Source organism: Streptomyces sp. WM6386, assembly GCF_000972385.1.
Lineage (GTDB): Bacteria > Actinomycetota > Actinomycetes > Streptomycetales > Streptomycetaceae > Streptomyces.
On record NZ_JXTE01000007.1, the window covers coordinates 1 to 26,982 of the forward strand.

Here is a 26,982-nt window from a genome sequence, read left to right on the forward strand (position 1 = left end):
GGGCTCAGCCCCGTTCCCGCACCACGAACTCGCCCCACCCCCACTTGCCGCCGCCCCGCGCCTCCCCGCCCCACACGTCGGTGAGCAGGTCGACCAGGAGCAGGCCCCGCCCCGAGACCCCCGACCCCCCCGCCTCGCGGCGGCGCGGCAGGGCGCTGGAGGAGTCCTCGACCTCGACGCGGATGCGGCGGTCGGAGCCGGCCAGGACCCGCAGGGTCACGACGGCGGCGCCCTCGGTGTGCATGAGGGCGTTGGTGATCAGCTCGTCGGCGACCAGCTCGATCTCGTCGGCCCGGTCCCGGGCGCCCCAGGCCCGGACCGCCGCGCGGATCATGTGCCGGGCCTCGGCCAGCGCCTCCGGATCGCCCGAGGCGACGTGCTGCTGGAGCCGGCCGCCGGACTGCGGGGCGTCCAGGCCCCGGCGGCGCAGCAGGAGCAGGGCCACGTCGTCGTCGCCGCCGCGTTCCTCGGCCACGTCGATCAGCCGGTCGGCGAGGTCGCGGACGTCCGCGGGGCCGGAGGCGATGAGGGCGGTGAGGGTCCGCATGCCGTCGTCGAGGTCGGCGCCGGGCGTCTCGACCAGGCCGTCGGTGCACAGCATCAGCGTGTTGCCGGGGTCGAGCTCGACCGTGCCGACGGGGTACTCCAGGCGCCCGAACTCGGCGGACAGACCGAGCGGCAGCCCGCCCTCGACGGGGACGCGGCGGCAGCTGCCGTCGGCCTGCCGTACGAGGGGGTCGATATGCCCGGCCCGGACGACCTGGACGACTCCGGTGGCGAGGTCCGCCTCGGCGTACAGACAGGTCGCGAAGCGGTCGGTGTCCAGTTCGTGCAGGAAGACGGAGGCGCGGGCCATCACGGTGGCGGGGGTGTGCCCCTCGGCGGCGTAGGCGCGCAGGACGATCCGCAGCTGGCCCATGACGGCGGCGGCGTGGGTGTCGTGGCCCTGGACGTCACCGATGACGGCGCCGACCCGGCCGCCGGGCAGCGGGATGAGGTCGTACCAGTCGCCGCCGATGTCCCGGCCGAAGGCGGCCGAGCGGTAGCGGACGGCGACGTCGGCGCCGCGCACGCTGGGGATGGTGCGCGGCAGCATGGCCTGCTGGAGCCCGCTGGCGAGGTCCTTCTCCTGCTCGTAGAACATGGCCCGTTGCAAGCTCTGCGCGATGCTGGAGCCCAGCGCGACGAGGACGTTGCGGTCCTCGGGCGAGAAGCCGCGCCGGTCGCTGTAGAGCAGTCCCATGGCGCCGATGGGCCGGGCCTGGGCGATCAGCGGAAGGTAGGCGGCCGAGGTGATGCTCAGGTCGGAGAGGTGCGGCCACAGCAGCGGATAGCTCTCGGCGAACTCCTGCGGCGACTCGATGAAGCGCGGGGTGAGGGTGCGCACGACCTCGCTCATCGGGTACGGCTCGTCGATGCGGGTGACGTCGGTGCCGGGGACGAAGCTGCCCGCGGGGCCCTCCGCGACCAGCCGGATCCGGCCGGCCTCGACCAGACCCATGACCAGGCTGGTGGCGCCGAGGTGGGTGAGGCCGTGGGTGTCCTTGAGGACGTCGATGACGTCGTCGACGGTGCGGGCGTACGCGAGGGCCGCCGTGGTGAGCTGGACGACGTTGGTCTGCTCCTGGCGGGCCTCGTCCCGGCTGACCTGTCTGCGGCGGTCCTCGAGGTCCTGGACTTCCTGGGTGGCGTCACGGACGATGCCGACGATGCGCCGCGGCCGGCCCGTCTCGTCGCGCCGGATGTAGCCCTGGGTGTGGGTCCAGCGCAGTGCGCCGTTGCGGCAGCGGATGCGGAAGTAGGTGCCGTAGTTCTCGCTGCCGTCCTTCATGGCCTGGGAGACCAGGGCGTCGAGCCGGTAGGCCTCCGGGGCCGGGACCCGGATCGCGAGGGTCTCGGGGTGGCCGTTGTATTCGTCGGGACGCAGGTCGAAGACCTCGTGGGCCTGGGCGTCCATGTGGAACAGACCGGTGTCCAGGTCCCAGTCGAAGCTGCCCATGCGGTTGAGCGCCAGGATCGGGTCCGGGTGGGCGGGCCAGTCGTCCGGGAGTGACAGGGCGCTCGCTCCCCGATCAACCATGGGCCCACCTTGCCAGGGTTTGTCTGATTCTTCGACCGGTAGGGACCGACGTGTAGGGGTCAGCCTCCGAATACGCCGGTGGGGCTGTCGAAGATGCTGTCGGTCGCCGTCGGCTCGTCGGGGCTGTCGGGGATCAGGCCGCCGCCGTCGGGGACGTCGGGGGTGTCCGGGACGGCCTGCGGACCGACCTCCTCCTCGCCCGACGGGTCCTCGACCGTGGGCTCGTCGGGCGAGATCGCGGTCGGAGGCGTCGCCGTGACCGTGGCGGCGGGGCAGGTGGGGTCCTGTGCGGCGGGGGTTCCGGTGACGGGGGCGCCGGGTGTGGCGGTGACGGTCGGGGTGACGCAGTCGGTCGCCGGCCTGTCCGGCGCGGAGCTCTCCTCGTCCGGGGAGGCGCTCTCACCGGCGCTCGGGGCGGCACTGAGGTCCGCACTCGCGTCCGCGTTCGGACTCGCGTCGGACCAGCTCGGCGGCGCGCTGGACTCGCTCTCGGAGGCGCTCGGCGTATGAGTCGATGTCGGCGCCACCGGCTGCGGACGCGGTACGACGTGGTCGTGCCGGGGGTCGCGTCCGCAGCGCCGCTCGATCCAGGTGTTGTCGACGATGTCGATGATCGTGATGTGGGTGATCACCCGGGGTGCCGGGGCCACCACGACGACCTGGCCGTGCCGGTAGCCGGACCACGGCCGCCCGCTGGTGACCGTGCCGCCGCTCGTCGCCCGCGCCGGTGTGAGCGGGTTGCCGCAGGCACAGCGGACGCGTGGCACGCCCCGGGTGTCGACGAGGACCGCGGTGCCGCTCTGGAGGACGGACTGGTAGGTGGTGGTGCGCCGGTCCCGATAACCGTGGTTGGTGACCCGGGTGTCGGCGCGCAGCACGACCGAGGTCAGCGAGCGCAGATACGACGGGATCGAGTCCTGGGAGATGCCCTCGACCTGCGCGAAGGCCCGCCCCTTGGCCCGGTTCGCCGTGAGATGACCGATCTGCCGGTTCACGTCACAGCTGCCGGACCCGACGGTGCCGCCGTACAGGCCGGGCGTCCCGCCGGAGATCGACCGCACGCCCGGCTGTGCCGGTTGCTGCGTTCGGGTGACGGGCGAGGGTGTGGCCGTCGAGGTCTGTGTCGAGTCCGTGAAGGGGTCGGGGCCCTGGGCCGCGACGGGCTGGAGAAAGAGTTCTCCGCTGGAATTCGTGCTCTCGTCGCCGGAGCCGACGCAGCCGACGACGATCAGTGCCGTCGAGAGCGCGCAGGCCGTGACGAAGGTTCCGGTGGATGGACGCACCGTGCTCTCCCGCCTCAAGCCGGGCATTTCGTCACTATTGTCTGCTTCACTCACTTGGGTTACGCAAGCGGAGGCGCGGTACACGGAGCGTGACATAGGGTTCGGGCGCGACAATGGGCGGAGGAGCACTCGCCGTGGACTGGTTCACCGCACCCGACTACTGGCTGAGCCGGCTGGTCTTCCAGCGGGCCCTGGCCGGCGTGTACCTCGTCGCGTTCCTGACGGCGGCCCTGCAGTTCCGGGCGCTGCTCGGCGCGCGCGGCATGCTGCCCATCCCGAGCCATGTCCAGCGGATCCCTTTCAAGGCGGCACCGAGCCTGTTCCACCTGCACTACTCGGACCGCTTCTTCGCGGCCTGCGCCTGGTCGGGCTGCGCGGTCTCGGCGGCGCTGCTGGCCGGCCTCGACTCACAACTGCCGCTGTGGGGCGGCATGGTGCTGTGGCTGCTGCCGTGGGTGCTGTATCTGTCTATCGTCAACGTCGGCCAGACCTGGTACAGCTTCGGCTGGGAGTCCCTGCTCCTCGAGGTCGGCTTCCTCGCCGTGTTCCTCGGCAACGACGAGGTGGCCCCGCCGATCCTGGTGCTGTTCCTGCTGCGCTGGATCCTGTTCCGGGTGGAGTTCGGGGCGGGGCTGATCAAGATGCGCGGCGACGCGTGCTGGCGGAAGCTGACCTGCCTGGACTACCACCATGAGACGCAGCCGATGCCGGGCCCGCTGAGCTGGTTCTTCCACCATCTCCCCCGCCCGCTGCACCGGGCCGAGGTGGCGGCGAACCACTTCACCCAACTCGTCGTCCCCGTCCTGCTGTTCACCCCGCAGCCGATCGCCACGGCGGCCGCCTCCCTGATGATCGTCACCCAGCTGTGGCTGGTCCTGTCGGGCAACTTCTCCTGGCTGAACTGGATCACGATCGTGCTCGCGGTCTCGGCGCTGGAACTCCCGGGCGACCAGCCTTCCCGGCCCGCCGCCCCGCTCTGGTACGAGATCGCGGTCCTGACCGTCGCCGCGCTGATCGCGTACCTCAGCTACCACCCGGTGACGAACATGATCTCCCGCCGCCAGATCATGAACCGCTCCTTCGACCCGCTCCATCTGGTCAACACCTACGGGGCGTTCGGCAGTGTCAGCCGGTTCCGGTACGAGGTGGTGGTCGAGGGCACGGCCGACGACGTGCCGCGCGAGGACTCGGACTGGCGCGAGTACGAGTTCAAGGGCAAGCCCGGCGACCCCCGGCACTGGCCGCGCCAGTTCGCGCCGTACCATCTGCGCCTGGACTGGCTGATGTGGTTCGCCGCGCTGTCCCCGTCCTACGCCGGTTCCTGGTTCGGCACCTTCGTGGAACGGCTCCTGGAGAACGACCGCGACACCCTCAAGCTGCTGCGCCGCTCCCCGTTCCCGCCCGACGCACCGCCCCGCTACATCCGCGCCCGCCTCTTCCGCTACCAGTACACGAGCTGGCGCGAGCTGCGGGAGACGGGCGCCTGCTGGGAGCGGACGTATGTGCGGGAGTACCTGCCGCCGACCAGGCTGGCGGGGGTGGCTCAGAGGTCGTAGACCCGGGTGGCGGTCGTCTCGAAGATCCGCCGGTCATGGGAGCCGACCAGTTCCTGTGCCGCGTCCAGGACTTGGGCGTATGTCGCCGCCAGGCGGCACACCGGCCAGTCCGAGCCGAACATCAGACGGTCCGGGCCGAAGGCGTCCAGGACGACGTCGGCGTACGGGCGCAGGTCGTCGACGGTCCAGCCGGCGGGGTCGGCCTCGGTGACCATGCCGGAGAGTTTGCAGACCGTGTTGGGGTGCGCGGCGAGGGCGCGGAGGTCGGCGGCCCAGGGTTCGAGGGTGCCGGCGGCGATGGGGGGCTTGCCCAAGTGGTCGAGGACGAAGGTGAGTTGGGGCAGGGCGGCGGCCGCCTCGACGCAGGCGGGCAGTTGGTGGGGCAGGACGAGAAACTCGTAGACGAGGCCTGCCCCGGCCACGGCGGCGAGACCTCGGCGTACGTCCGCCCGCAGCAGCCACCGCGGGTCGGGTTCGCCCTGGACCTGGTGGCGGATGCCCTTGAGGTATCGGCCGCCGGGGAGTTCCCCAAGGCGGGCCAGTTCGTCGGCGATGTCGGGACGGGTGAGGTCGGTCCAGCCGACGACCCCGGCGATCAGGTCGTGTTCGGCGGCCAGCGCCAGGAACTCCGGGGTCTCCTCGGCCACGGTGACCGTCTGGACGAGTACCGTCCGGTCCACTCCGGCGGCGGCTGCCTCGGGGGCCAGGTCCGCGACGGTGAAGTCCCGCCGGATCGGGCTGCCCTCGGCGATCCAGTCCTGGTCGCGCACCGACAGGTCCCAGACGTGGTGGTGCGCGTCGACCGTCACGGCAGCTCCCATACGACGGGCAGGCCGGCGGCCGCGCCTTCGTCGGAGTAGTCGTGCACGACGTCGAGCAGCTCGGCCATGCGGGCCTGCCAGGCGACGTTGACCGGCAGTTTCTCCAGTTCGGCGAGGAGCCGGCCGTAGTCCTCGCACTCCAGGACGTGGAAGAGGTCGGTGCCGCTGCGCCAGATGGTCCAGGAGGTGGCACCGGCTGCGCGGATCGCGTCGGTGAGTTCCTTCGGGACCTCGCGGTGGGCCGCGTCGTACTCGGCGATACGGTCGGCGCGGACCTTGGTGTGCAGGGCGACTCTCATGACGGCTCCTCCGCCGGCAGGAATCCGGTGTCCCTGAGTTCCTGCCAGAACTCCGGTGGCACCGCGGTCTCGAACTGGTCGGCGCAGTCGTGGACTTCGGCGGCCGAGCGGGCGCCGACGAGGACGCTGGTCACCGCCGGATGGGCCGCGCAGAAGGCAAGGGCGGCGGCCCGCAGGGTCGTGCCGTGACGCTCGGCGACGGACTTCAGGTGCAGGGCCCGGTCCAGCAACTCGGGCGGTGCGCTGGTGTAGTCGTACGTCGCTCCCGGGCGCGGGTCGGCCAGCAGGCCGGAGTTGAAGGCGCCGCCGACGACGACGGAGGTGCCGCGGGCCACGGCCGCGGGCAGCAGGTCGGTCAGCGCGCTGTGGTCCAGCAGTGTGTAGCGGCCCGCGCACAGCACCACGTCCACGTCCGTGTCACGCACGAAGCGGGTGAGCATCTCCGTCTGGTTCATGCCCGCGCCGATCGCACCGACCACACCCTGCGAGCGGAGCTTCTCCAGGGCCGGGTAGCCCTCCCGGAAGGCCGCTTCGGCGTGGTCGTCGGGGTCGTGGAGGTAGACGACGTCGACGCGGTCGAGACCGAGCCGTTCCAGACTGGCGTCCAGGGTGCGTCGGATGCCGTCCTCGGTGAAGTCCCAGACGCGGCGGTGCGTGGCGGGGACCGCGAAGCCGTCCGCGAGATCGTCACCGCCGCCGGCCCACGGCTCCAGGCGGCGGCCGACCTTCGTCGAGATCGTGTACTCCTCGCGCGGGTGCTCGCGCAGGGCCGCGCCGAGGCGGCGTTCGGAGAGGCCGATGCCGTAGTGGGGTGCGGTGTCGTAGTAGCGGATGCCGCGCTGCCAGGCGGCGGACACGGCCTCGTGCGCCTGCCCGTCGGTGACCTCGGTGAAGAGGTTGCCGATGCCGGCTGCCCCGAAGCCCAGGCCCCTGGGAGTGCGGGGCGTCCTCACTGGCCCGCCGGGCGCAGTCGCAGGCCCTGCATGCCGCCGTCGACCGCGAGGGAGGTGCCGGTGGTGGCGCCGGACAGCGGACTCGCCAGGTAGGCGATGGCGCCCGCGACCTCGTCCGCCGAGACGAGACGGCCGGTGGGCTGACGGGCCTCCAGGGCGGCGCGCTCGGCGGCCGGGTCGGGGGCCTTGTCGAGGAGGCGGCCGATCCAGGGCGTGTCGGCGGTGCCGGGGTTGACGCAGTTCACGCGGATGCCCTCGCGGACGTGGTCGGCGGCCATCGCGAGGGTGAGGGAGTGCACGGCTCCCTTGGTCGCGCTGTAGAGGGCGCGTTGCGGGAGGCCCGCGGTGGCGGCGATGGAGCAGGTGTTGACGATGGCCGCATGCGTGGACCGGCGCAGGTGGGGCAGGGCGGCACGGGCGGCGCGGACCATGCCGACGACGTTGACGTCCAGGACGCGGTGCCACTCGGCGTCGTCGTTGTCCTCGACGGTGCCCTGGGCGCCGATGCCCGCGTTGTTGACCAGTATGTCGAGGCCGCCGAGCTCCGCGACGGCGGCGGCGACCGCCTCGCGCACCGAGGCGTCGTCGGTGACGTCGGCCTTGAAGCCGAGCAGCGGCTCCGCCACCGACGAGGGGTCCAGGTCGAGGACGGCGACCCGGGCACCGCGCGCGGCCAGGAGTTCGGCGGTGGACCGGCCGATGCCGGAGGCGCCGCCGGTCACCAGGGCTTTCAGCCCTTCGAAGTCACTCATGCCGCGTGCCCCTTCTTGCCCGAGGTCTCGAGGTCGGCGGCCCAGAAGGCGCCGTTGGGGAATGTGTACCGCGCGATCGACTCGGCCTTCATGGTGGCCGAGAAGCCCGGTGCGGTGGGTGTCATGTAATGGCCTTCACTGATCACCACCGGGTCGAGGAAATGGTCGTGCAGATGATCGACGTACTCGATGACCCGGTCCTCGGTGGTGCCGGTGACCGCCACGTAGTCGAACATCGACAGGTGCTGGACAAGTTCGCACAGACCGACGCCGCCCGCGTGCGGGCACACCGGTACACCGAACTTCGCTGCGAGCAGCAGGATCGCGAGGTTCTCGTGGACGCCGCCGACACGGGCCGCGTCGATCTGGACGACGTCGAGGGCGCCGGCCTGGAGGAGCTGCTTGAAGACGACGCGGTTGTGGACGTGCTCGCCGGTGGCCACCTTCACCGGGGCGACGGCCCGGCGGATCGCCGCGTGGCCGAGGATGTCGTCGGGGCTGGTGGGCTCCTCGACCCAGTAGGGGTCGAACTCGGCGAGGGCCTTGGTCCAGCGGATCGCCTCGTCGACGTCCCAGCGCTGGTTGGCGTCGATGGCGATACGGACGTCGGGGCCGACGACCTGGCGGGCGACACGGCAGCGCCGTACGTCGTCGTCGAGGTCCGCGCCGACCTTCAGCTTGATCTGCCGGAAGCCGTCGGCGACGGCCTGGGTGGCGAGCCGGGTGAGCTTCTCGTCGCTGTAGCCGAGCCAGCCGGGGGAGGTCGTGTAGGCGGGATAGCCGCGCTCCAGCAGCCCGGCCGTGCGTTCCTCGGCACCCTCCCGGCCCTTGCGGAGGATCTCCAGGGCCTCTTGGGGGGTGAGGACGTCCGTGAGGTAGCGGAAGTCGATCTGGGCGACCAGCCACTTGGGGTCGGCGTCGGCGAGCAGCCGCCACAGCGGCTTGTCGGCGCGCTTGGCGGCCAGGTCCCATACGGCGTTCATGACGGCGCCGATCGCCATGTGCATCACGCCCTTCTCGGGGCCGAGCCAGCGCAGCTGGCTGTCGCCGATCAGGTCGCGGTTGAGGGTCCCCGGGTCGGCGCAGAGTTCGTCGACGTCCCGGCCGATCACGTGGTGCCTGAGCGCGTGGACGGCGGCCACCTGGACCTCGTTGCCCCGCCCGATGGTGAAGCTGAAGCCGTGCCCCTCGTGTGCGTCGGTCCCGTCGGTGCGCAGGACGACGTAGGCGGCCGAGTAGTCGGGGTCCGGGTTCATCGCGTCGGAGCCGTCGAGCTCGCGCGAGGTCGGGAAGCGGATGTCGTAGGTGTCGAGCGCGGTGATACGAACAGGGGGGCCGGGGGTCGGTGACACTGAGGGCCTCTCGGTCGGGGTCGTGGGAACGGGCGGATCAGTCCTGGGCGCGGCCGGTCGTCACACGGGCGATGATCAGGGCGAGCAGGATGATTCCGCCGTAGATGGCCTGGATCCAGAAGGACGGCACCTGGGCGAGGGTGAGCAGGTTCTGGACGACGCCGAGGAGGAGTACGCCGGTCAGGGCGCCGAACATGGTGCCCTTGCCGCCGTCGAGGCTGATGCCGCCGATCACCGCGGCCGCGAAGACGGTGAAGATCATGTTGTTGCCCTGGTTGGCGCTGATCGCGCCCACGTACCCGGTCTGCATGATCCCGCCGACCGCGGCCAGCGTGCCCGCCACCACGAACACGCCGAGCATCACACGTTCGACGCGGATACCGGCGGCGCGGGCCGCGTCCGCGTTGCCGCCGATGGCGTACAGGGCGCGGCCGATGCGGTGGTACTTCAGGACGAGTCCGGCGACCGCGAAGGCGACCGCCGCGACCCACACGGACATCGGGACGGTCAGGAAGGTGGTGGTCGCCAGGGAGTAGAAGCTGTCGGGCATCCCGAACAGCGTCTTGCCCTTGGTCGCGCCGACCAGCAGTCCGCGCAGCACGATCAGCATCGCGAGCGTCACGATGAACGCGTTGAGCTTGAACTTGACGACGAGGATGCCGTTGAAGGCACCGACGGCGGCGCCCACCAGGAGAACCGCGAACAGGGCGAGCGCGGCCGGGAGTTCGGTGCCCCAGCCGGACTGGGCGGCCGGCAGCACCAGCAGCGCACCCACGGCGGGCGCGATTCCGACGACGGACTCGAGGGACAGGTCGAACTTGCCGGTGATCAGCACCAGCGACTCGGCCAGCACGACCATCGCGAGTGCGGCGGAGGCGCCGAGGATCGAGATCAGGTTGCGTTCGGTGAGGAACGAGTCGTTGACGATCGCGCCCAGCACCATGAGCACCAACAGGGCGGGTACGAGGGCCAGTTCGCGGGCGCGGCGCAGCAGGACCGTACGGGCCGAGCGGGGGGCCGGGGTCCGTGCGGACTTGCGCGTAGGCGCCTGCGTCTCAGTCACCCCGGGCCCGCTCTCCCCGGCCGGGGGTCCGGCCCGTCGCGCAGCGACTATCCGGCGCAGTGTCCCCCGGGGAGACGCACTAGCCATGGTCCACTCCTTCTATGGAGGCGATCAGCTCGTGGTCGCGCCAGCCCGCCGGGTGCTCGGCGACCACGCGGCCGTGGAAGAGGACGAGGACGCGGTCGCAGCGGCGCAGGTCGTCGAGTTCGTCGGAGACGACGAGTACCGCGGTGCCGTCCTCGCGGGCGGTGTCCACGCGGGCCAGCAGGGATTCCTTGGACTTCACGTCGACGCCCGCGGTGGGGTTGATGAGCACCAGCAGGCGGGGGTCGGAGGCCAGGGCGCGGGCCATGACGACCTTCTGCGCGTTGCCGCCGGACAGGTCGGACACCGGCTGGTCGGGGCCCTCGGTGTGGATGTCGAGACGCTCGATCAGCTCGGCGGCGAAGCCGCGCTTGCGGTCGCTGCCGACGAAGCCGAAGCGGCCGAGCCGGTCCAGGACGGTCATGGTGGCGTTGTCGCCGATGGTCATGCCGAACACCAGGCCCTGGCCGTGCCGGTCGCGCGGGACGCAGCCGACGCCGGCTTCCAGGGATCCGCGCACATCCCCGAACGGCAGCTGCTCGCCGTCGAGTCGGGCCGTGCCGCCGGTGGGCGTGTGCAGTCCCGTGAACGACTCGGCGAGCTCGGTCTTGCCACTGCCGCTGATGCCGGCGAGCCCGACGACCTCGCCGCGGCGGACGCTCAGGTCGACGTCCCGGTAGGCGTCCGAGGTGAGGCCGCGCGCTTCGAGGACGACGGGTGCGGTGCGGTCGACGTTCCTCGCCTGTGCGGCCTGTATCTGTACGGCCTGTTCGGCGATGGTCTCTCCGGCCATGGCCTCGACGAGGGCCGCGCGGGGCATGTCGGCCACGGGGGCCGTGGTGATCCAGCGGGCGTCCCGCAGGACGGTGACGGTCTGGCAGACCTCGTAGACCTCCTGGAGGTGGTGGGAGATGAAGAGGAACGTGACGCCGTTCTCCTGCAGGGACCGCATCCGGGCGAAGAGCCGCTCGATCTCCCGCTTGTCGAGCTGGGCGGTCGGTTCGTCGAGGACGATGAAGCGGGCGCCGAAGCTCAACGCCCGGGCGATCTCCACCATTTGGCGGTCCTCGACCTTGAGGTCGGCGGTGCGTGCCTCCGGGTCGACGTGCACGTCCCAGGTGTCGAGGAGTGCGGCGGCCTCTTCCCTGAGGCGGCGCCAGCTGATGAAACGGCCCTTGAGGGGCTGCCGGTTGATGAACAGGTTCTCGGCGACGGTGAGTTCGGGGACGACGGTCGGCTTCTGGTAGACGCAGGCGACCTTGCGGCGCCAGGCGTCCCGGTCGGCGAGCGCGGGTGCGGGCTCGCCGTCGAAGCGGACCTCGCCCTCGTCGGGCGCCTGGAGGCCGGTGAGCACGGTCACCAGGGTCGACTTGCCGGCGCCGTTGCGGCCGACGAGGGCGTGGGACTCGCCGGGCAGGACGGTGAGCCTGCCGTCGGCGAGCGCGGTGGTGGGGCCGTAGCGCTTGACGATGCCGCGGGCCTCGACGAGGGGGGTGCTGGCCTGGCTGCTCATTCGACCGTGTTGCCCCACAGCTCGGGGTCGTCGACGTTCTCCTTGGTGACCAGGGGGGCGGGCAGCTGGTCCTCGAGGATGCCGCTGGGCAGCTTGACGATGGTGGAGTCGTGGTCCGTCGGGCCGGGCTGGAACGTCTTCCCCTGCATCGCCGCCTTGATGTAGTACATGCCGTACTTGGCGTACAGGTCGGCGGGCTGGGAGACCGTGGCGTCGATCTCGCCCTTGCGGATGGCGTCGTACTCCTGCGGGATGCCGTCGTTGGAGACGATCGTGATGTGGCCGGACTGGCCCGCCTTCTTCAGCATCCCCTTCGACTTCAGAGTCTGCAGTGTCGGCGCGAGGTAGACGCCGCCGGCCTGCAGGTAGATGCCCTTGATGTCGGGGTTGGCGTTGAGGAGGGTGTCCAGCTTGGAGGCCGCGGTGTCGGACTCCCACTTGGCGGGGATCTCCAGCACCTTCAGCTTGGGGAAGTCCTTCTTCACACAGGCGCGGAACGCCTCCGAGCGGTCCCGGCCGTTGACCGAGGCTAGGTCGCCCATGATCTGCACGACCTTGCCGGAGGGGATCTGCTTGCCGAGGTACTCGCAGGCCTTCTCGCCGTAGGCGACGTTGTTCGCGCGGACGACCATGGCGACCTTGCCCTTGTCGGGCGCGACGTCGACGGCGACCACGGGGACGCCCTTGCGTTCGGCCTGGTCGAGGCCGGCCTCGATGGCGGCGCTGTCCAGCGGGGCGACGACCAGGCCCTCGACGCCCTGGTTGAGCTGGTTGTTGATGTCGGTGATCTGCTGCGAGGGGTCGCTGTTGGAGTTGACGGTCTTCAGCGCGTCCACGTCCTCGGACTTCGCCATCTTCGGGACGTAGTCGTTGTACGACTGCCAGAACGGCGAGGTGAGCAGGGGCAGGATCACCCCGACCTTGCCGGTGCCGTCCCCCTTCCCGCCGCCGGCCGGGTCGGCGCTGTCCTTGGTGCTCCCGCACGCGCCGAGTACGAGCGAGGCGACCGCGGCCGCTGCCACCGCGCCGACCATCCGAGACCTGTTCCGCTTTCGCACTGTCCTGCACGGCATCTGATGCTCCTCGTTGAGCGTGTTCGAGCAGATGACCGCATACTTATCAGACCACTCGGCCGAAAGAACACCCTCCGACGGCGAATTTTCCGGAGTTTGGGCCGTAGTGGTCGGACCACATCCGTGGCTAGACTTCCGCCACCTGGTGAGTGGAGGAATGGCGTGGACGACGTGACAGCCCCGCAGAAAGGCACCGTGACCCAGCGCGCCATCGACCAGATCAAGGCGATGATCGGCGAGGGACGCCTGGAGCCGGGGCAGCGGCTGCCCACCGAGCGGGATCTCGCGGTCCAGCTCGGCATCTCCCGCAGCTCGATGCGCGAGGCGATCCGCGCGCTCACGGTGCTGGGAGTGCTGGAGGCGCGGCACGGGTCGGGCATCTACGTCACACAGCTGGAGGCCGGGGATCTGCTGGAGACGTTCGGTGTGGTGGCCGATCTGTCCCGGGGGCCGCGTCTGGTGGAGCTCCTTGAGGTGCGCCGCATCCTGGAGTCGACGGCGACGGCACTGGCGGCGGCGCGGATCACGCCGGACCAGCTGGCCGAGGTGGAGAAGCATCTGACCGCGATGAACGCCACGGAGGACCCCGAGGAGATCCTCGCCCACGACATCGCCTTCCACCGCGAGATCGCGACGGCCGCGGGCAACGAGACCATGGCGGCGATTCTGGACGGTCTGTCCTCGAGGACGTTCCGCGCCCGGGTCTGGCGGGGCTACCAGGAAGAGGGCGCCTTCGAGCGGACGCGGCGCGAGCATGCCGCGATCCACCGGGCGTTGGTGGCCCATGATCCGGAGGCGGCGCGGGCCGCGGCGGCGGCGCATGTGGGGGAAGTGGAACAGTGGCTGCGAGCCCAACTGGGGCCCTGAGCAGCCGTATGCACCCGGCGTGCAACAGGAGGGCCGTCACCCCCTTTCGGCACCCGCATTCCGGCGTATTCCCGCCCCCGCAGTTCTCTGCTTAGCTGCCTGGGGACAGCCGCAGAGCATCGGGGGTTGCGACGCTGTCACTCAGCGACGGGGGTACGGCTGTGAAAGCCTCTCAGAGAATGTGATCTCGCCGACGGGCCGACGGCTCGTCCCGTGAGCGGTGTGGTCCGCACCGCGCGCCCTCACGCAGTTCCACACGTTCGACTCCACCGCTCCACCGTGCGGCGCCGTATGCCCGCACGGCGTCACGGACGCGCCCGCGCCCCGCCGGGCCATGACGGCGCTCCGCCCTGCCCGCCGCTGCCCGGCGGCCCGGCATTCACCCACACCTGGCCAGAAGGAGACTTCGCCATGCCTGTCCACGACCCACTGGACCTCGACCACCTCAGGTCGGAACTCGACCAGGCGGGCAATCCGTGGCACATGACCACGACCAGCATGACGGCGCTCACCGAGGAGCAGCGCGTGGTGCGCCTCGGCGTCCCCGTGGAGGAGCGCGAGCGCACCGCGATCGAGAGCGCGCGCCAGAGCGCCGTCGCGGCCGCCATGGAGGCGACCGCCGACTCGGTGGGCGCACCCGCCGCGTTCGACCTGCGCAACATCGGCGGCGTCAACTACACGACAGCGGTGAAGAACCAGGGCTCGTGCGGTTCCTGCGTGGCCTTCGGCACCGTGGCCACGATGGAGCACGTCACACGCTTCGGCTACCGGGCGCCCCAGCTCCCGGTGGACCTGTCCGAGGCGCAGGCGTTCTACTACTACGGCCGGCAGGCCGGGCGGAACTGCTCCAACGGCTGGTTCCCGGAGCCCCTGGCGGACAAGGCACGCGACAACGGCATCACCATCGAGGCGTACTTCCCCTACACGGCAGGAGACCAGGACGCCTCGAAGCTCAACGCCGACTGGCCCAACCGGCAGGTGAAGATCCGTAGTTGGCAGTCCGTCACCAACAACCCCGCGGCGATGAAGGAGAACATCGCGAGCTACGGCTCGATCACCGCCTGTTTCCTGGTCTACCAGGACTTCTTCAGCTACTCCAGCGGGGTCTACCGGCACCGGACCGGCGACCTCGCGGGCGGCCACTGCGTCACGCTCGTCGGCTACGACGACGCCCAGCAGTGCTGGATCGGCAAGAACAGCTGGGGTCCGGGCTGGGGCGAGCAGGGCTTCTTCCGCATCGGCTACGGCGAGTGCGGCATCGAGACCTGGCACAACGTGGCGGCGCTCGGCACGGTGATCCACGACTGGCTGCCCGACCAGCGCATTCTCGCGCTGTGGAGCAACGAGGCCGACGCCAACGTCTGGGCGTACGGCGAACTGCGCGGCTGGCTGAGCCTGAACGGCACGGTCGGGGCGACCGACGCGGCGATGCTCGCCGAGCTCGCCGCGTCCAAGGCGAACGGCGCCAAGGTCGGCATCTACGAGGACAACGGTTCCGTCCAGCAGATCTACGCCTGGTGACACCGGGGAGAGGAGAGTACGAGATGAGCCCGCACAAGAGCGGTGGCACGGACCAGCCGCAGCAGCAGCCGCCGAGCACCGACAAGGTCCGCTCCTCGGCCGACCAGGACGAGGCCGGCCGGCCCGTGCTGTTCCCGCCGGGTGTGGACATCGGCCTGAACGGCAGCGCTCTCGGCGCGCAGACCAAGCCGGCCGGTGACGTCATGGTGGCCCGGTTCGAACAGACGGCGGCCGGCGAGGCCCGGCCGACGATTACCCCCGAACTCCGCAGCGATCTCCAGGCGTTCGCGGCGGCCCAGGCCGCGACGGCGATCACCGGCACCTGGACACAGAACGCCGTCGTCGACGCGATGTGGTGCATCAACCAGACCCGCAACGTCTTCCTGCACATCAAGGGCGGCTCCTGGAAGAAGATCTACAACGGCAGCGACTGGGCGTTCACCGCGCTGACGACGCTGGCCGCCCAAGCCCGCCAGACGGGCAAGCCGATCTCCTTCCGCGAGGAGGCGGACGGCCTGGTCCACGAGATCTACCTGTTCTGAGCCGACCTGCTCACTCGACGGTGACGCGCAGTGTGTACCGCTCTGCCACGTCCTCGCCCCAGGGCTGTTTGAGCGCCAGCTCGAGCAGCCCCTGGCCGGCCTTGGACGGCCGCAGCCGCAGTTCGCGCGTGCCTCCGGCGCCGGGCAGCAGCGGCCCCGGAGGCACGTAGTCGCCGGCCACGACCTCCAGGCCGCCGTCGAGCCTCTCGACGTGCCACCGGTAGCCGGTCGTGGCGTTCTCCGGCAGCCGCAGCACCACATCGTCGCCGAGCCCGACCCGCACCTCGCGGTCCCGTGCCGACACGTGCACCTCACCCACGGAACGCACCTCCTCGGCCCTGGTCCTACCCGTATACCCCGCCGGGCGTCTGAAGCATGCCGTGCGGGACATACTGGAGGCATGTGGTTGCGGGGAACGGCCTGTGCCGCCACCGGACTGACGCTGGTCCTCGCGATCGGCTGCACCGGGGAAGACAACGAGTCCGCGCCGGCGCCGAGGAAGACCTCCGTATCGGCCCAGCCCCCCACGCCCTCCCCCACTCGGGAGCCGGTCAACCCGGTCTCCCTCCCCGCCCTGATGCAGGAGAAGCACCAGGGTTCCGATCTCCGCCTCGGCACCGTCCTCGCCCGCACCGAGGCCTACACCAGCTACCGGGTGACGTACGAGTCCGACGGGCTGACGATCTCCGGGCTCATGAACATCCCCCGCGGCAAGGGCCCCTTCCCCGCGCTGGTGCTGGCGCACGGATACATCGACCCGGACGTGTACACGACCGGCCGGGGGCTCGCCCGGGAGCAGGATCTCCTGGCCCGCAACGGCTACGTCGTCCTGCACACCGACTACCGCAATCACGCGGCCTCGGACGACGACCCCGACAGTGACATCAGCCTGCGCCTCGGCTACACCGAGGACGTCATCGGCGCCGCGCTGGCGCTGCGCGACTCCGGACGCCCGGAGATCGACGGGGACCGGCTCGGGCTGCTCGGCCGGTCGATGGGCGGTGGCGTGGTGTACAACACCCTGGTCGTGGCGCCGGGCCTGTTCGACGCGGCGGTCGCCTTCGCGCCGGTCAGCTCCCGCCCGGACGAGAACATCGACCACTTCCAGCGCTCGGACGACGACCCGCTCGTCGCCGAGATCGACGCCAAGTACGGCACGCCCGAGGAGAATCCGACGTTCTGGCGGGAGGTCTCGCCCCGCACCTATGTGGACCGGGTGACCGAGCCGCTGCTGATCCACCACGGCACCGCGGACGACACCTGCCCGATCGTCTGGTCCGAGCAGATGGCCGCCGCCCTGAGCGCGGCCGGCAAACCCGTCGAGCTCCGCAAGTACCAGGGCGAGGGCCACACCTTCTACCCGCGGTGGCCGTCCTCCATGGACGCCACGATGGACTTCTTCTCCCGGCATCTGCGGTGACCCGACGGGCGGTCACCAGGTCGCCGACGCCCTGGTGACCGCCCTGTCCGAGTACCCTCAGCGCCGCGACCTGTACATGGCGAACTCCGCTATCCGTACGGCGGTCCGGGACCCGGTGACCCGCACCCGCCACCGCCGCGCCCGCACCGGAACCGGCAGCAGCAGGATCCGGCTCGCCCCGACCGTCCCGGCCCGGGTCACCTCTCTCCAGGCTCCGTCGCGCAGCGCCTCCACCACGAAGCTCTCGACCTGCTGACCGTGCGCGATGTCCTCGGCCAGCCGGAACCGGTCCACCTCACGGGCGGTGCCGAGGTCGACGCTCACCAGGCCGGGAGCCACGGTCGTACGGGCGCCGCGCGCCAGGTCCTCGGGCAGCTCCCGGTCGACGCGTTCCCGGAACTCACGCAGCCGGGTCACGTCCGCGGCGGGCAGCAACCCGTCCGTGTCCGGCGGGATGTTGAGCAGGAGCACCGAGTTGCGCCCGACGGACCCGAAGTAGATGTCCGTCAACTGGTCCACGCTCTTGGGTTGTTGGTCGGCATGGTAGAACCAGCCGTCCCGGATGGACACGTCGCACTCCGCGGGCCACCACTGGAGGTAGTCGGTGTCGGGCTGCGCCCGCACCAGCGCGGCACGGCTGCCCTGGTCGGCGGTGTCGTAGGACAGTGCCCAGTCGGTGCGCCCGTACTGGTTCTCCTTGACCGGCACGACGCTCCACTCGTCCTCGCGCGCCAGTCCGCTCTCGTTGCCGACCCAGCGCAGGTCGGGGCCGGTGACGGCGATCGCCGCGTCCGGCGCGAGCGCCCGCACCAGGGTGTACCAGCTGTCCCAGTCGTAGCTCTCCACTTTGTCCGGCGGGATGCGGCCCTGAGCGCCGTCGAACCACATCTCGTCGATTGGACCGTACTCGGTGAGGACTTCGTAGAGCTGGTTGAGCATGTGGGCGCCGTAGTCGGTGGCGTCCAGCGTGTACGTCTGCGCGGGTGTGCGGTCGTCTCCCTCGACGAGCGTGGGGATGGTCCGTGTGGAGCGGGCGCTGCCGTTGGCGTAGACGCCGTCCAGGTACTGGTTCTCGTCGGCGGGCGAGATGTAGACGCCGACCTTGATGCCGTGGCGTCTCATGGAGTCGGCGAAGGAGCGCAGTACGTCGCCCTGCCCGTCGCGCCAGCTGCTGGAGGCGACGGTGTGGTCGGAGTAGCGGGACGGGTAGAGGACGAAGCCGTCGTGGTGCTTGACGGTGAGGATGGCCAGTTTGAAGCCGCCGTCGCGCAGGGCCCTGGCCCACTGGTCGGTGTCCAGTCCGGCGGGCTGGAAGACGTCCGGGTCCTCGTCCCCCGTCCCCCACTCCAGGCCGGTGAAGGTGTTGACGCCGAAGTGCAGGAACGCGGTGCGCTCCAGGGCCTGCCAGGCGATCTGCCGTGGGGTGGGCCGGACTTGGGACGCCTTGCGCACCAGGTCCTCGGCCGTGTCGTCGGGGCTGACGGGGATGCGGTAGGCGGGTTCGGCCGGAAGGGGGGCTCCGGCGGCGGACGTCGGGGTGAGGCCGGTCGCGAGGAACGCGGAGACCGAGCCGGCGACGAAGGTGCGTCTGGAGACGGTCATGGAGGTGGGGCTCCTCAGATCAATTGCCATACGGCGGGCGGGTGCTGGTCGGGCGGGTACTGCACGATCCGGCCGTTCGTCACGCTCATGGCCATCTGCGTGATGGCGTTGACGAGGCGGTATCCGTCCCCGGCGCGCCGCAACTCCCAGCGTTGCAGCGTGTTCGCGGCGGCGCAGGTGTCCCAGGTGGCCTCGATGCCGGGCTGGAGCGGCACGTTGAGCGTGAGCTTGCCGCCGCTCACGGCGAGGCAGCCGGCCGGGCCGCGCAGGGTCACATAGCCGTCCGGTGTGCGCGCCACGTCGGCGTCGAAGGACACGCCGTCCGCCTCGAAGGTGTACGTCCCGTCGGCCACCGGCGGCTTCGTCAGGTCCCGCCATCCCGGTGCGTGCCCGACAGCCGTGCCGCGCGCGGTGAACTCGGCGTACGTGGCGTCCGGATGCGGGTCGCCCCAGGTGGCCTGGGCGATGTGGCGCAGGGCGGGCCAGAGCCGTACCGCGACCTCGTTCTCGGTCTCCCCGCGCCCGTTGTCCGGCCAGAGGCTGATCTTGGCGCCGGTGACGCCCGCGGCGGAGGCGAGCTTCTCGCCCTCGAAGCTGCGCGGGTCCCACCTCTGGTCGTACAGGCTCTCGGTGTCGCTGTGGAAGCCGCCGCGGACGAGGTAGAGGGCGTACGCCGCGTTCATCAGCGGATAGCCCTGGGCGATGATCCGACTGGGCTTCACCGTCACGTTCAGCCAGTGCTCGACGGTCGTGCCGGCCGTCACCGGGACGGTGTTGGCGCCGGTGAGCCCGTCGTTCCAGATGCGCAGCTTCTTGCCCTTACTCGCCGCGTAGGCGTGGACGCGGTTGACGAAGTCGATGAAGGCGTCCTGCGGGGTGGCGCCGGAACCGTACCTGTCCTGGGCGTACTTGAGGATCTGCGGGTACTTGGCGAAGTCGGAGCCGAGCATGTACTCGTCGGCGCCCATGTGCCAGGCCGGGGCCCTGAAGACCTGGGCGTACTCGTCGATCAGGCCGGTGTAGTAGTCGAAGGCGGCGGGCCGGGTGATGTCGAGCCGTGCGGGCTGCTTGTTGCCGTCGGCGTCGGTGAGCTGGAGATCGGGGCGGTTCTCGATCCACGGGTCCATGTGCCCCGGGGAGTTGATCTCCGGGATGATCTCGACGTGGTACTTCTCGCCGAGGGCGACGAGCCGGCGGATCTCGTCCTTGGTGTAGTAGCCCCAGGTGTTCGCCTCGGGGTGGGAGTCGCTCTTCACCTTCAGTTCGAGGAGCAGCTGGTTGAGCTTGTTGTACGCCATCTCCCGGACGAGGTTCTCCAGCCAGGGCAGGGAGATGTGGATGTAGCAGGCGCAGACGCCGGCTCCGCGTTCCTTGTAGCGCGGCACGTCGACCGTGCGTCCGGCGGGGATCCCGTCGTCCTGGGCGAGGAGCTGGAGGAGGGTCCGGGTGCCGTAGAAGGCACCGCTCTCGGTCGCTCCGGTCACCGACAGCCGCTTTCCGGACCGGAGTTCGTAGCCCTCGGCTCCGAGCGACTTCCGGGACGGCTGGATGTCGACAACGATGTCCCCGGTACGCGCCGCGCCGCCGACGACCGGCACGGTGCCGTGTCCGGCCTCCCGCAGATCGTCGGCGAGGGTGTCGGCGACCCTGCGCTCGGCCGGGCCGTCCGCCACCAGTCGGGCACCGGGACCGAAGTCGTAACGGCCGGATTCCGGCGTCCAGTTGCTCAGTGCGGGCACCGTGACCGGCGGCCGGGTCTCCTCCTGGGCGACCGCCGGAACCGGCGCCAGGAGCAGGGCCAGTGCGGCGGCGGCGCCCAGGATCTGACGTCTCGGAAACGTTCTCACGAGCGACTCCCATTCATCGGATGACTGATGATTGGGCGACCCCCAGGGACTGTCAATGGGACGAGAAGTCAGCCAAGTTGAGCCATTGATCGGATGACCTGGGCTTCTTCGGATGCCCGGTCGCGAAAAGTCCAAGAACACCGGCGCGAATGTCCAAGGCGGCCCTCCGCCCGCCCGGAGGCCCGACCCAGGCCCGTCTCCCTCTCGACGTGACGCCCGAGCAGAGGCACAGTTCTCCCTACGTACTCGCCAGTACCCCCCGAGGAGCACCCGTGACCAGCTGGATCGGCCGGACCGCCGCCGAGATCGCCGCCGCCGTGCAGGAGAAGCGGGCCACGCCCCGTGAGGTGGTGGCCGAGCACCTCGCCCGGATCGAGCGGCTCGACGGCCGTATCGGGGCCTTCCGGACGGTACGGGCCGAGGCCGCGCTCGCCGAGGCCGACGAGGTGGGTGCCCGCGCCGACCTGGCCGAGCTGCCCCTGGCGGGCGTGCCGATCGCCGTCAAGGACAACCTCGCCGTACGCGGCGAGTCCAAGCGCGTCGGCTCCGCGGCCACGCCGGACACCCCCTCCACCGAGGACCATGTCACGGTGGCCCGGCTGCGGGCGGCGGGCGCGGTGGTCGTGGGTCTTACCAACGTGCCGGAGCTGTGCGTCTTCGGTACGACGGAGGGCGTGCACGGCACCGCCCGCAACCCCTGGGACACCTCGCGCACCGCGGGCGGCTCCTCGGGCGGCAGCGCGGCCGCGGTCGCCGCGGGCCTGGTGCCGATCGCGCTGGGCAACGACGGCATGGGCTCCCTGCGCATCCCGGCGGCCAACTGCGGCCTCGTCACCATCAAGCCCGGCCACGGCGTGGTCCCGGCGGGCGTCAGCGACGGCGACTGGTTCGGCATGTCCGAGAACGGGCCCCTGGCCACGACGGTCCAGGACGCCCGGCTGATGCTGGACATCCTGGCGGACACGGAACCGGCGTCCCCGTCCGCGGCCGCGACGCACACGATCGCGCTCTCGCTGCGCAGTCCGATCGCCGGCATCGCCGTCACCAAGCCGTACACGGCCGCCGCCCGGGAGGCCGCCGGAGTCCTGATGAAGGCGGGTCACCAGGTCCGCCGCGCCGACCCGTCCTACCCGATGTCGCTGAGCTTCACCTCGCTCGCCCACTGGACGGCGGGCACCTCCGAGGACGCCCAGGGCCTGGACCCGCGCCAGCTGACGCGCCGCACCCGGGTCCACGCGGCGGTGGGCCGCCGCTTCGTGAAGGGAGTGCGCACCGGCACGAGCCGCGACGCGCTGCGCCGCCGCCTGGAGCCGTTCTTCGAGGAGTACGACGTCCTGCTCACCCCGGCCCTGGCCCGCCGCTCCCCCAAGTCGGTGCCCTGGCACGAGCGAGGCTGGCTCCGCAACGTCCTCGCCAACACCAACTACTCGCCGCTCACCCCGCCCTGGAACCTCACCGGCTGGCCCGCGATGTCCGTCCCCTTCGGTAAGCTCCCCTCCGGCGTCCCCACCGCCGTACAACTGGTGGGACGGCCGGGCTCGGAGGCGGTACTGCTGGAGGTCGCGGAGCAGCTGGAGAAGCTGCACCCGTGGGAGCGGACGGCACCGCTGGGCTGAGCGCGGTCAGCCCCAGCCGGGCGGCAGGAGGTCCCAGGAACTGCGACTGAGCCACTCGCCGAAGGTGACGGGTCGGGCGCCGCGCATGTGGTCGAGGGAGAGCGGCACGATCAGATCGCAGGTGGCCCGCCCGTCCCACCACACCGTGCCGGCGAGCGGGCCGGTCAGCGCCAGGAGCGTGGCGAAGCCGCAGCCGTGCTCCTGGACGACGATCGCGCCCGCCGTCTTGCGGTCCTCGAACACTCCGTACTCGTCGTCCCACGCCTGCCAGGCGGCCTGATAGGCGCCGTCGTCGGCGAAGTCGCCGGCACACGGCTCACGGTCGCTGAGCCGGTCGTCCTCGACGACGTAGGAGTCGGGGTGCGGAAAGGGGACGGCGAGCAGCTCGCGCGCGGCACGGGAGTTGTTCTCCCACCACCAGCCCTGTTCCGTCCGCGCCGGCCGGGAGACGGTCCCGCCCGCGCCCGCCTCCAGCAGATACGCGCGGTACTCGGCAGGGAGGGAGACACCCAACTCCCGCTCGGCCGCGGCCACCTCGGCCGTACTCAGAGGCGGTGTCTCCACCTAGAGCGCCTTGTACATCACGTGCAGCCCCACCAGCCCCTGCCGCGGATGCTCATACGCGTCCGGCACCGTGCCCAGGACCGTGAAGCCGAGTGAGGTCCACAAGGCTACGGCCGGATTCGTCTCGACGACGGCGTTGAAGACCATGCCGCGGTACCCGTCGGACTTGGCGGCGGTCAGGACATGCTCGGCGAGGGCGCGGCCGAAGCCCCGGCCCGTGTGGTCGGGGTCGACCATGAAGCCCGCGTTGGCCACACGGGCGGCGGGGCCACCGTAGTTGGGAGTGGTGTAGGCGGAGGCGACGACTGCGCCGGTCTCGTCCTCGACGACGTACACCCGCTTGGCCGGGCTCATCCACAGCGCCCGTGCCGCCTCCTCGGAGGTGTCCGGATCCCAGGCGTAGGTCTCCCCGGCGGCGACGATCCGGTGCCAGAAAGGCCAGATCCGCGGCCAGTCGTCGGCCGCGGCTTCTCTGATCAGCATGGGCGTGAGTCTGGCACGCCCATGCTGACGACGATCGCGACGGGGCTCAGTCCACGCTGGGCAGGATGTGGGGCTCGGCCAGGTCGTCCTCGTAACCCGCGAGACGGATGGGGGCGGACCGCGCCCACACGTCGAGGCTGCCGAGCTGTCCGGGCCGACGGCCCGCTCGCTCGGGGCGTTCCTTGGGCCGTTGATCGCGATTCGTCTTCTCCGGTGTCACCGCGCACTCCTTATGTGTCGGGTCACCCTCGGGGCATACCGGTCAGTGTGCGATCTGTCACCGGACGCCCGCTCGGGTCTGAGTCGAGAACAGTTCGGACGCGGTGGCGCCGGTCACTCATGTCAGAACAGGCCGTGGTGATCGGCTGCCCCAGGACGGACCGTGGGTGTGGGTGGGACCCCGTACTGCTGTCCGTCCGCTACAGATTAACCAAATGAGCGGAGGCCCGCTCGATGGGGCTGAAAACAAGGGGTAACTTTCCCAAGTCGCCTACGTGTGCTCGGTCCTACTATGTGCGGGTTTGCCATTTGATGCCCCGTCGAGACATCACCCGTTCGGCCTATGTCGGCGATCGCGCCTTCGAGCACCCCGACAGCGCAGTTCAAGTCCCGTTGCCCGAATCGCAAGGCGGCCATGATCTGCTGACGAACGGCAACGGCTTGTCCGGCGGGAGGACTGACGCTCCCCCAGTGCCTCAAGGGCCTGGGGGGACCCCCAGCTGCGCAGTGTCGAAGAGCTGATGGATCTGCTGTACGCCTGCCGGCATCAGCACGCGCTGCGGACCGCCGCACTGCTGCGCCGCGGCCGGCCCGCCGACAAGGAGCTCCAGGTGGCGGGGCTGGTGCACGGCATCGGGCAGCTGCTGTGCCCGGGCGACGAGACCTTGCGGGCCGAACGCGCGGCCGAAGCCGTCCGGCCCCTGCTGGGCGAGCGGGTCCATCACCTCGTAAGCGGCCGGGGTCCCGCCGGCGACGACGACCTGCTGCGCCTGCTGCTGGCGGACGAGGAGAGCCGGACCGCGGGCTTCGACGCCGGGGTCCTGGAGGACTGGCGCACCGTCCTGGAACTGTGGCGGCCCGGAACTCCCGTCTCGGGGCTGTCGACTGACGGTTCGTCATGAGACGGTACGCCGATGACGTCGCCGTACGGACTCCAGGGCAGGGCCGCGATCGTCACCGGCGGCACGCGCGGCATCGGGCGGGCGGTCGCCGGGCGACTGGCGTCGGCGGGCGCGCTGGTGTGCGTGACCGCACGGGACGCGGCGCAGGTGCGGCGGGTCGCCGCCGAGCTGGGCGGCGTCGGCGTGGCGGGGAGTGTGGCGGATCCGGCGCATCTGGACGAGGTGGTCCGGCTCGCCCTGGGTGCGTTCGGCCGGATCGACGTCGTCGTCAACAACGCGGCGACCAACCAGCCGTACGGCCCGCTCATGGACGCCGATCCGCAGGCCTGGCGCGAGACGTTCCGCGTCAACGTGGAGGCGCCGCTGCGGCTGGTGCAGGCCGCGTGGCGGGCGTGGATGCGGGAGCACGGCGGTGCGGTCGTCAACATCTGCACGGAGGGCGCGGGACATGTGGGCCCGCAGGTCGGCGCCTACGGAACCAGCAAGGCGGCCCTCCTCCACCTCACCCGGCAGCTCGCGGGCGAGCTGGCCCCGCGGGTGCGGGTCAACTCCGTCTCCCCCGGTCTCGTGCGCACGGAGATGGCCCGTTTCGTGTGGGAGGCGGGCGAGGAGGCGCTCGCGGCGGGGCTGCCGCTCGGGCGGATCGGGGAACCGGAGGACGTGGCCCGGGCCGTCGTCTGGCTGGCCTCGGACGCGGCGGAGTGGGTGACCGGGGCGGACCTGCTGGTGGACGGGGGGACACGGGTGCGGGCCGCGTACTCCTCCGGGGCGTACGCGGTGCACGAGCGACTGCGCTCGCAGGCGCCGGAAGCCGGCTGAGTGCGCGTGCCCGAGATCAAAGGGGTTACGCGGTGCCCTCCGACTGGGCGACAGGCCCGCGGGTGGGCCTGCATGGGATCGAACCAGAAGAACGCGTGACCATCGCACCGGGCACACCGGCGCTCCACCGTCACGGTAGAACGCCGGCACCCGGGCCCGCGAGCCGATAAGGGCCTACCACTTGCCGGGCGCGTAGTCCTTCATGAAGACGCCGTACAGGTCATCGCCCGCCTCACCGCGCACGACCGGGTCGTAGACGCGGGCCGCGCCGTCGACCAGGTCGAGGGGGGCGTGGAAGCCCTCCTCCGCGAGGCGCAGCTTGTCGTAGTGGGGGCGTTCGTCGGTGATCCAGCCGGTGTCGACGGACGTCATGAGGATGCCGTCGCTCTGGAACATCTCCTGGGCGCTGGTCCGGGTCACCATGTTCATCGCGGCCTTGGCGGCGTTGGTGTTGGGGTGGCCCGCGCCCTTGTAGCCGCGGCCGAAGACGCCTTCCATCGCCGAGACGTTGACGACGTAGGCGCGGCCGCTCGCCGCCTTCCTCGCCGCTTCGGCCATCGCCGGGCGGAGCTTGCTGATGAGGATGAACGGCGCCGTGTAGTTGCACAGCTGGGTCTCGAGGAGCTCCACCGGGGAGATCTGCTCGATGGTCTGCACCCAGGTGTTGGTGTCGACGACGTCCGGGACGAGACCTCCGGCGTCGATGGCGGTGCCGTCCAGGTGCCGGGCGACGCTGGCGTTGCCGGCGACCAGGGCGAGGTCGGCGACCTGCTGGGCGTCGAGGCCGCTGATGCCGACCGGGAGCGCGGCGAGGCCGTCAACAGCGCCGGAGCCGAAGGCGCCGATGACATGGTGGGCGGGCAGCTCGCCGGCGGGCAGCGGGGCGCTCTCGCCGTCGACCAGGGCGGCGTACGCGGAGGGCAGGCGGCGTACGGTCTGCGTGGCGTTGTTGATCAGGATGTCCAGCGGGCCCGCCTCGGCGACCTGGTCGGCGAGGGCCACGGCCTGGGCCGGGTCGCGCAGGTCGATGCCGACGACGTCCAGGCGGTGGATCCAGTCCGCGGAGTCGTCCATGGCCTTGAAGCGGCGGATGGCGTCCTTGGGGAAGCGTGTGGTGATCGTGGTGTGCGCGCCGTCGCGCAGCAGCCTGAGCGCGATGTACATGCCGATCTTGGCGCGGCCGCCGGTGAGCAGGGCGCGCTTGCCGGTGAGGTCGGCGCGGACGTCGCGCTTGTCCCGGTTCAGGGCTGCGCAGTCCGGACAGAGCTGGTGGTAGAAGTAGTCGACTTCCACGTACCGGGTCTTGCAGGTGTAGCAGGAGCGCGGGCGCTGGAGTATTCCGGCGATCCGCCCGGCCTCGGTGACCGACGACGGCAGGATGCCCTCGGTCTCGTCGTCGATGCGCTGGGCGGAGCCGGTCGCCGTGGATTCGGTGACCGTCTTGTCGTGCGCGGTCTTGGCGGCCCGGCGCTCCTGGCGACGGCGCTGCTTGACGGTGCGGTAGACGCCGGCGGTGGCCCGGCGCACGGCGATCGCGTCCGGGTGGTCGACCTCCAGCTTGTCCAGCTCGTCGAGCACGCCGAGGCAGACGGCCAGTCGCTCCGGGTCGATGCCGGGACCGTACACGGCCTCGTCACCGGGCTCGTGGACGACCTCGTCCGTGGTCGCCGGGCCGTCGTCTGTCACCGTCATCGCGCTGCCGTTTCCTTGGCTCACCGTGCGGCGCTCCGACCGCGTCCGCTTTCGAACAG

Annotated in this window: 24 protein-coding genes and 1 pseudogene; 8 read left to right on the top strand and 17 right to left on the bottom strand. The window is 71.0% G+C overall.

Features of this window, described 5'->3' with window-relative positions:
• Positions 1–4: 4 nt before the first annotated feature.
• On the bottom strand, positions 5–2,080 hold the full coding sequence (locus tag TN53_RS05985) for a SpoIIE family protein phosphatase (RefSeq protein WP_046257318.1): 2,076 nt from the start codon (positions 2,078–2,080) through the stop codon (positions 5–7).
• Positions 2,081–2,139: 59 nt separating this feature from the next.
• Positions 2,140–3,363, bottom strand: a complete 1,224-nt coding sequence (locus tag TN53_RS05990) for a DUF6777 domain-containing protein (RefSeq protein ID WP_046257319.1) — start codon at positions 3,361–3,363, stop codon at positions 2,140–2,142.
• A 134-nt stretch (positions 3,364–3,497) separates the two neighbouring features.
• Here TN53_RS05990 and TN53_RS05995 point away from each other — a divergent pair, with 134 nt between their 5' ends.
• Positions 3,498–4,919, top strand: a complete 1,422-nt coding sequence (locus tag TN53_RS05995; RefSeq protein ID WP_046257320.1) for a lipase maturation factor family protein — start codon at positions 3,498–3,500, stop codon at positions 4,917–4,919.
• Here TN53_RS05995 and TN53_RS06000 read toward each other — a convergent pair.
• From TN53_RS06000 to TN53_RS06035, 8 genes are all read right to left on the bottom strand, one after another.
• Positions 4,907–5,728, bottom strand: a complete 822-nt coding sequence (locus TN53_RS06000; protein ID WP_046257321.1) for an amidohydrolase family protein — start codon at positions 5,726–5,728, stop codon at positions 4,907–4,909. The genes TN53_RS05995 and TN53_RS06000 overlap by 13 nt on opposite strands.
• Positions 5,725–6,039, bottom strand: coding sequence for an L-rhamnose mutarotase (locus TN53_RS06005; RefSeq protein ID WP_046257322.1), 315 nt, complete (start codon positions 6,037–6,039; stop codon positions 5,725–5,727). The genes TN53_RS06000 and TN53_RS06005 overlap by 4 nt, the downstream gene beginning before the upstream one ends.
• Entirely contained in the window at positions 6,036–6,992 is a 957-nt protein-coding gene (locus tag TN53_RS06010) for an aldo/keto reductase (protein ID WP_046257323.1), read from the bottom strand. The genes TN53_RS06005 and TN53_RS06010 overlap by 4 nt, the downstream gene beginning before the upstream one ends.
• Positions 6,989–7,744 carry an SDR family NAD(P)-dependent oxidoreductase gene (locus TN53_RS06015; protein WP_046257324.1) on the bottom strand — a complete coding sequence of 252 codons (756 nt, stop codon included), beginning with the start codon at positions 7,742–7,744 and terminating at the stop codon, positions 6,989–6,991. The genes TN53_RS06010 and TN53_RS06015 overlap by 4 nt, the downstream gene beginning before the upstream one ends.
• Positions 7,741–9,096: an L-fuconate dehydratase gene (locus TN53_RS06020; RefSeq protein ID WP_046257325.1), complete on the bottom strand. Its 1,356-nt coding sequence runs from the start codon at positions 9,094–9,096 to the stop codon at positions 7,741–7,743. The genes TN53_RS06015 and TN53_RS06020 overlap by 4 nt, the downstream gene beginning before the upstream one ends.
• Before the next feature lie 37 nt (positions 9,097–9,133).
• Positions 9,134–10,159: an ABC transporter permease gene (locus TN53_RS06025; protein WP_046257326.1), complete on the bottom strand. Its 1,026-nt coding sequence runs from the start codon at positions 10,157–10,159 to the stop codon at positions 9,134–9,136.
• Positions 10,160–10,238: 79 nt separating this feature from the next.
• The gene (locus TN53_RS06030; RefSeq protein WP_046257327.1) at positions 10,239–11,756 is read right to left on the bottom strand and encodes a sugar ABC transporter ATP-binding protein; all 1,518 of its coding nucleotides are present in this window, start codon (positions 11,754–11,756) and stop codon (positions 10,239–10,241) included.
• Positions 11,753–12,829: a sugar ABC transporter substrate-binding protein gene (locus TN53_RS06035; protein WP_046257328.1), complete on the bottom strand. Its 1,077-nt coding sequence runs from the start codon at positions 12,827–12,829 to the stop codon at positions 11,753–11,755. The genes TN53_RS06030 and TN53_RS06035 overlap by 4 nt, the downstream gene beginning before the upstream one ends.
• Positions 12,830–12,991: 162 nt before the next feature.
• Between TN53_RS06035 and TN53_RS06040 the strand changes: the two genes are divergently transcribed.
• The 3 genes from TN53_RS06040 to TN53_RS06050 all read left to right on the top strand — a co-directional run bounded on the left by TN53_RS06040 (position 12,992) and on the right by TN53_RS06050 (position 15,759).
• On the top strand, positions 12,992–13,696 hold the full coding sequence (locus TN53_RS06040; protein ID WP_046257329.1) for a FadR/GntR family transcriptional regulator: 705 nt from the start codon (positions 12,992–12,994) through the stop codon (positions 13,694–13,696).
• Positions 13,697–14,107: 411 nt separating this feature from the next.
• Positions 14,108–15,217, top strand: a complete 1,110-nt coding sequence (locus TN53_RS06045) for a C1 family peptidase (protein WP_046257330.1) — start codon at positions 14,108–14,110, stop codon at positions 15,215–15,217.
• A 23-nt stretch (positions 15,218–15,240) separates the two neighbouring features.
• Positions 15,241–15,759 (top strand): hypothetical protein, encoded by a 519-nt coding sequence (locus TN53_RS06050; protein ID WP_046257331.1) that lies wholly within the window; start codon positions 15,241–15,243, stop codon positions 15,757–15,759.
• A 10-nt stretch (positions 15,760–15,769) separates the two neighbouring features.
• Here the strand turns inward: TN53_RS06050 and TN53_RS06055 are convergent, their stop codons facing one another.
• Complete coding sequence (locus TN53_RS06055; protein ID WP_046257332.1) at positions 15,770–16,078, bottom strand: protease inhibitor I42 family protein; 309 nt, start codon at positions 16,076–16,078, stop codon at positions 15,770–15,772.
• An 81-nt stretch (positions 16,079–16,159) separates the two neighbouring features.
• Here TN53_RS06055 and TN53_RS06060 point away from each other — a divergent pair, with 81 nt between their 5' ends.
• Positions 16,160–17,179, top strand: a complete 1,020-nt coding sequence (locus TN53_RS06060; RefSeq protein WP_095046322.1) for an alpha/beta hydrolase family protein — start codon at positions 16,160–16,162, stop codon at positions 17,177–17,179.
• A gap of 57 nt (positions 17,180–17,236) precedes the next feature.
• On the opposite strand, the gene TN53_RS06065 is transcribed toward TN53_RS06060, so the two are convergent.
• Positions 17,237–18,781, bottom strand: coding sequence for an alpha-L-fucosidase (locus TN53_RS06065; protein WP_046257333.1), 1,545 nt, complete (start codon positions 18,779–18,781; stop codon positions 17,237–17,239).
• Positions 18,782–18,795: 14 nt separating this feature from the next.
• Complete coding sequence (locus TN53_RS06070) at positions 18,796–20,628, bottom strand: family 20 glycosylhydrolase (RefSeq protein ID WP_046257334.1); 1,833 nt, start codon at positions 20,626–20,628, stop codon at positions 18,796–18,798.
• Positions 20,629–20,900: 272 nt separating this feature from the next.
• On the opposite strand from TN53_RS06070, the gene TN53_RS06075 reads away from it, so the two are divergent.
• The gene (locus tag TN53_RS06075) at positions 20,901–22,244 is read left to right on the top strand and encodes an amidase (RefSeq protein ID WP_046257335.1); all 1,344 of its coding nucleotides are present in this window, start codon (positions 20,901–20,903) and stop codon (positions 22,242–22,244) included.
• Between the two features lie 6 nt (positions 22,245–22,250).
• On the opposite strand, the gene TN53_RS06080 is transcribed toward TN53_RS06075, so the two are convergent.
• From TN53_RS06080 to TN53_RS46735, 3 genes are read right to left on the bottom strand one after another with little or no spacing between them, the layout of a single operon-like run.
• Positions 22,251–22,808, bottom strand: coding sequence for an SMI1/KNR4 family protein (locus TN53_RS06080; RefSeq protein WP_234441518.1), 558 nt, complete (start codon positions 22,806–22,808; stop codon positions 22,251–22,253).
• Positions 22,809–23,291 carry a GNAT family N-acetyltransferase gene (locus TN53_RS06085; protein ID WP_046257336.1) on the bottom strand — a complete coding sequence of 161 codons (483 nt, stop codon included), beginning with the start codon at positions 23,289–23,291 and terminating at the stop codon, positions 22,809–22,811.
• A gap of 46 nt (positions 23,292–23,337) precedes the next feature.
• Complete coding sequence (locus TN53_RS46735; protein ID WP_107080540.1) at positions 23,338–23,511, bottom strand: hypothetical protein; 174 nt, start codon at positions 23,509–23,511, stop codon at positions 23,338–23,340.
• Between the two features lie 520 nt (positions 23,512–24,031).
• Here TN53_RS46735 and TN53_RS06090 point away from each other — a divergent pair.
• Together TN53_RS06090 and TN53_RS06095 are read left to right on the top strand one after the other, a co-directional pair.
• Positions 24,032–24,399, top strand: a pseudogene (locus tag TN53_RS06090) (hypothetical protein).
• Positions 24,400–24,424: 25 nt separating this feature from the next.
• Complete coding sequence (locus TN53_RS06095; RefSeq protein ID WP_046257337.1) at positions 24,425–25,231, top strand: SDR family oxidoreductase; 807 nt, start codon at positions 24,425–24,427, stop codon at positions 25,229–25,231.
• Positions 25,232–25,405: 174 nt separating this feature from the next.
• On the opposite strand, the gene TN53_RS06100 is transcribed toward TN53_RS06095, so the two are convergent.
• The gene (locus TN53_RS06100; protein WP_046257338.1) at positions 25,406–26,923 is read right to left on the bottom strand and encodes an SDR family NAD(P)-dependent oxidoreductase; all 1,518 of its coding nucleotides are present in this window, start codon (positions 26,921–26,923) and stop codon (positions 25,406–25,408) included.
• Positions 26,924–26,982 lie beyond the last annotated feature (59 nt).

Bases quoted from the DNA above. Each gene is read 5' to 3' on its own strand.
- TN53_RS05985 (WP_046257318.1), bottom strand. From the start codon at position 2,080: ATGGTTGATCGGGGAGCGAGCGCCCTGTCACTCCCGGACGACTGGCCC.
- TN53_RS06030 (WP_046257327.1), bottom strand. From the start codon at position 11,756: ATGAGCAGCCAGGCCAGCACCCCCCTCGTCGAGGCCCGCGGCATCGTC.
- TN53_RS06095 (WP_046257337.1), top strand. From the start codon at position 24,425: ATGACGTCGCCGTACGGACTCCAGGGCAGGGCCGCGATCGTCACCGGC.
- TN53_RS06035 (WP_046257328.1), bottom strand. From the start codon at position 12,829: ATGCCGTGCAGGACAGTGCGAAAGCGGAACAGGTCTCGGATGGTCGGC.
- TN53_RS06085 (WP_046257336.1), bottom strand. From the start codon at position 23,291: ATGCTGATCAGAGAAGCCGCGGCCGACGACTGGCCGCGGATCTGGCCT.
- TN53_RS06100 (WP_046257338.1), bottom strand. From the start codon at position 26,923: ATGACGGTGACAGACGACGGCCCGGCGACCACGGACGAGGTCGTCCAC.
- TN53_RS06060 (WP_095046322.1), top strand. From the start codon at position 16,160: ATGTGGTTGCGGGGAACGGCCTGTGCCGCCACCGGACTGACGCTGGTC.
- TN53_RS06050 (WP_046257331.1), top strand. From the start codon at position 15,241: ATGAGCCCGCACAAGAGCGGTGGCACGGACCAGCCGCAGCAGCAGCCG.
- TN53_RS06065 (WP_046257333.1), bottom strand. From the start codon at position 18,781: ATGACCGTCTCCAGACGCACCTTCGTCGCCGGCTCGGTCTCCGCGTTC.
- TN53_RS06005 (WP_046257322.1), bottom strand. From the start codon at position 6,039: ATGAGAGTCGCCCTGCACACCAAGGTCCGCGCCGACCGTATCGCCGAG.
- TN53_RS06045 (WP_046257330.1), top strand. From the start codon at position 14,108: ATGCCTGTCCACGACCCACTGGACCTCGACCACCTCAGGTCGGAACTC.
- TN53_RS06015 (WP_046257324.1), bottom strand. From the start codon at position 7,744: ATGAGTGACTTCGAAGGGCTGAAAGCCCTGGTGACCGGCGGCGCCTCC.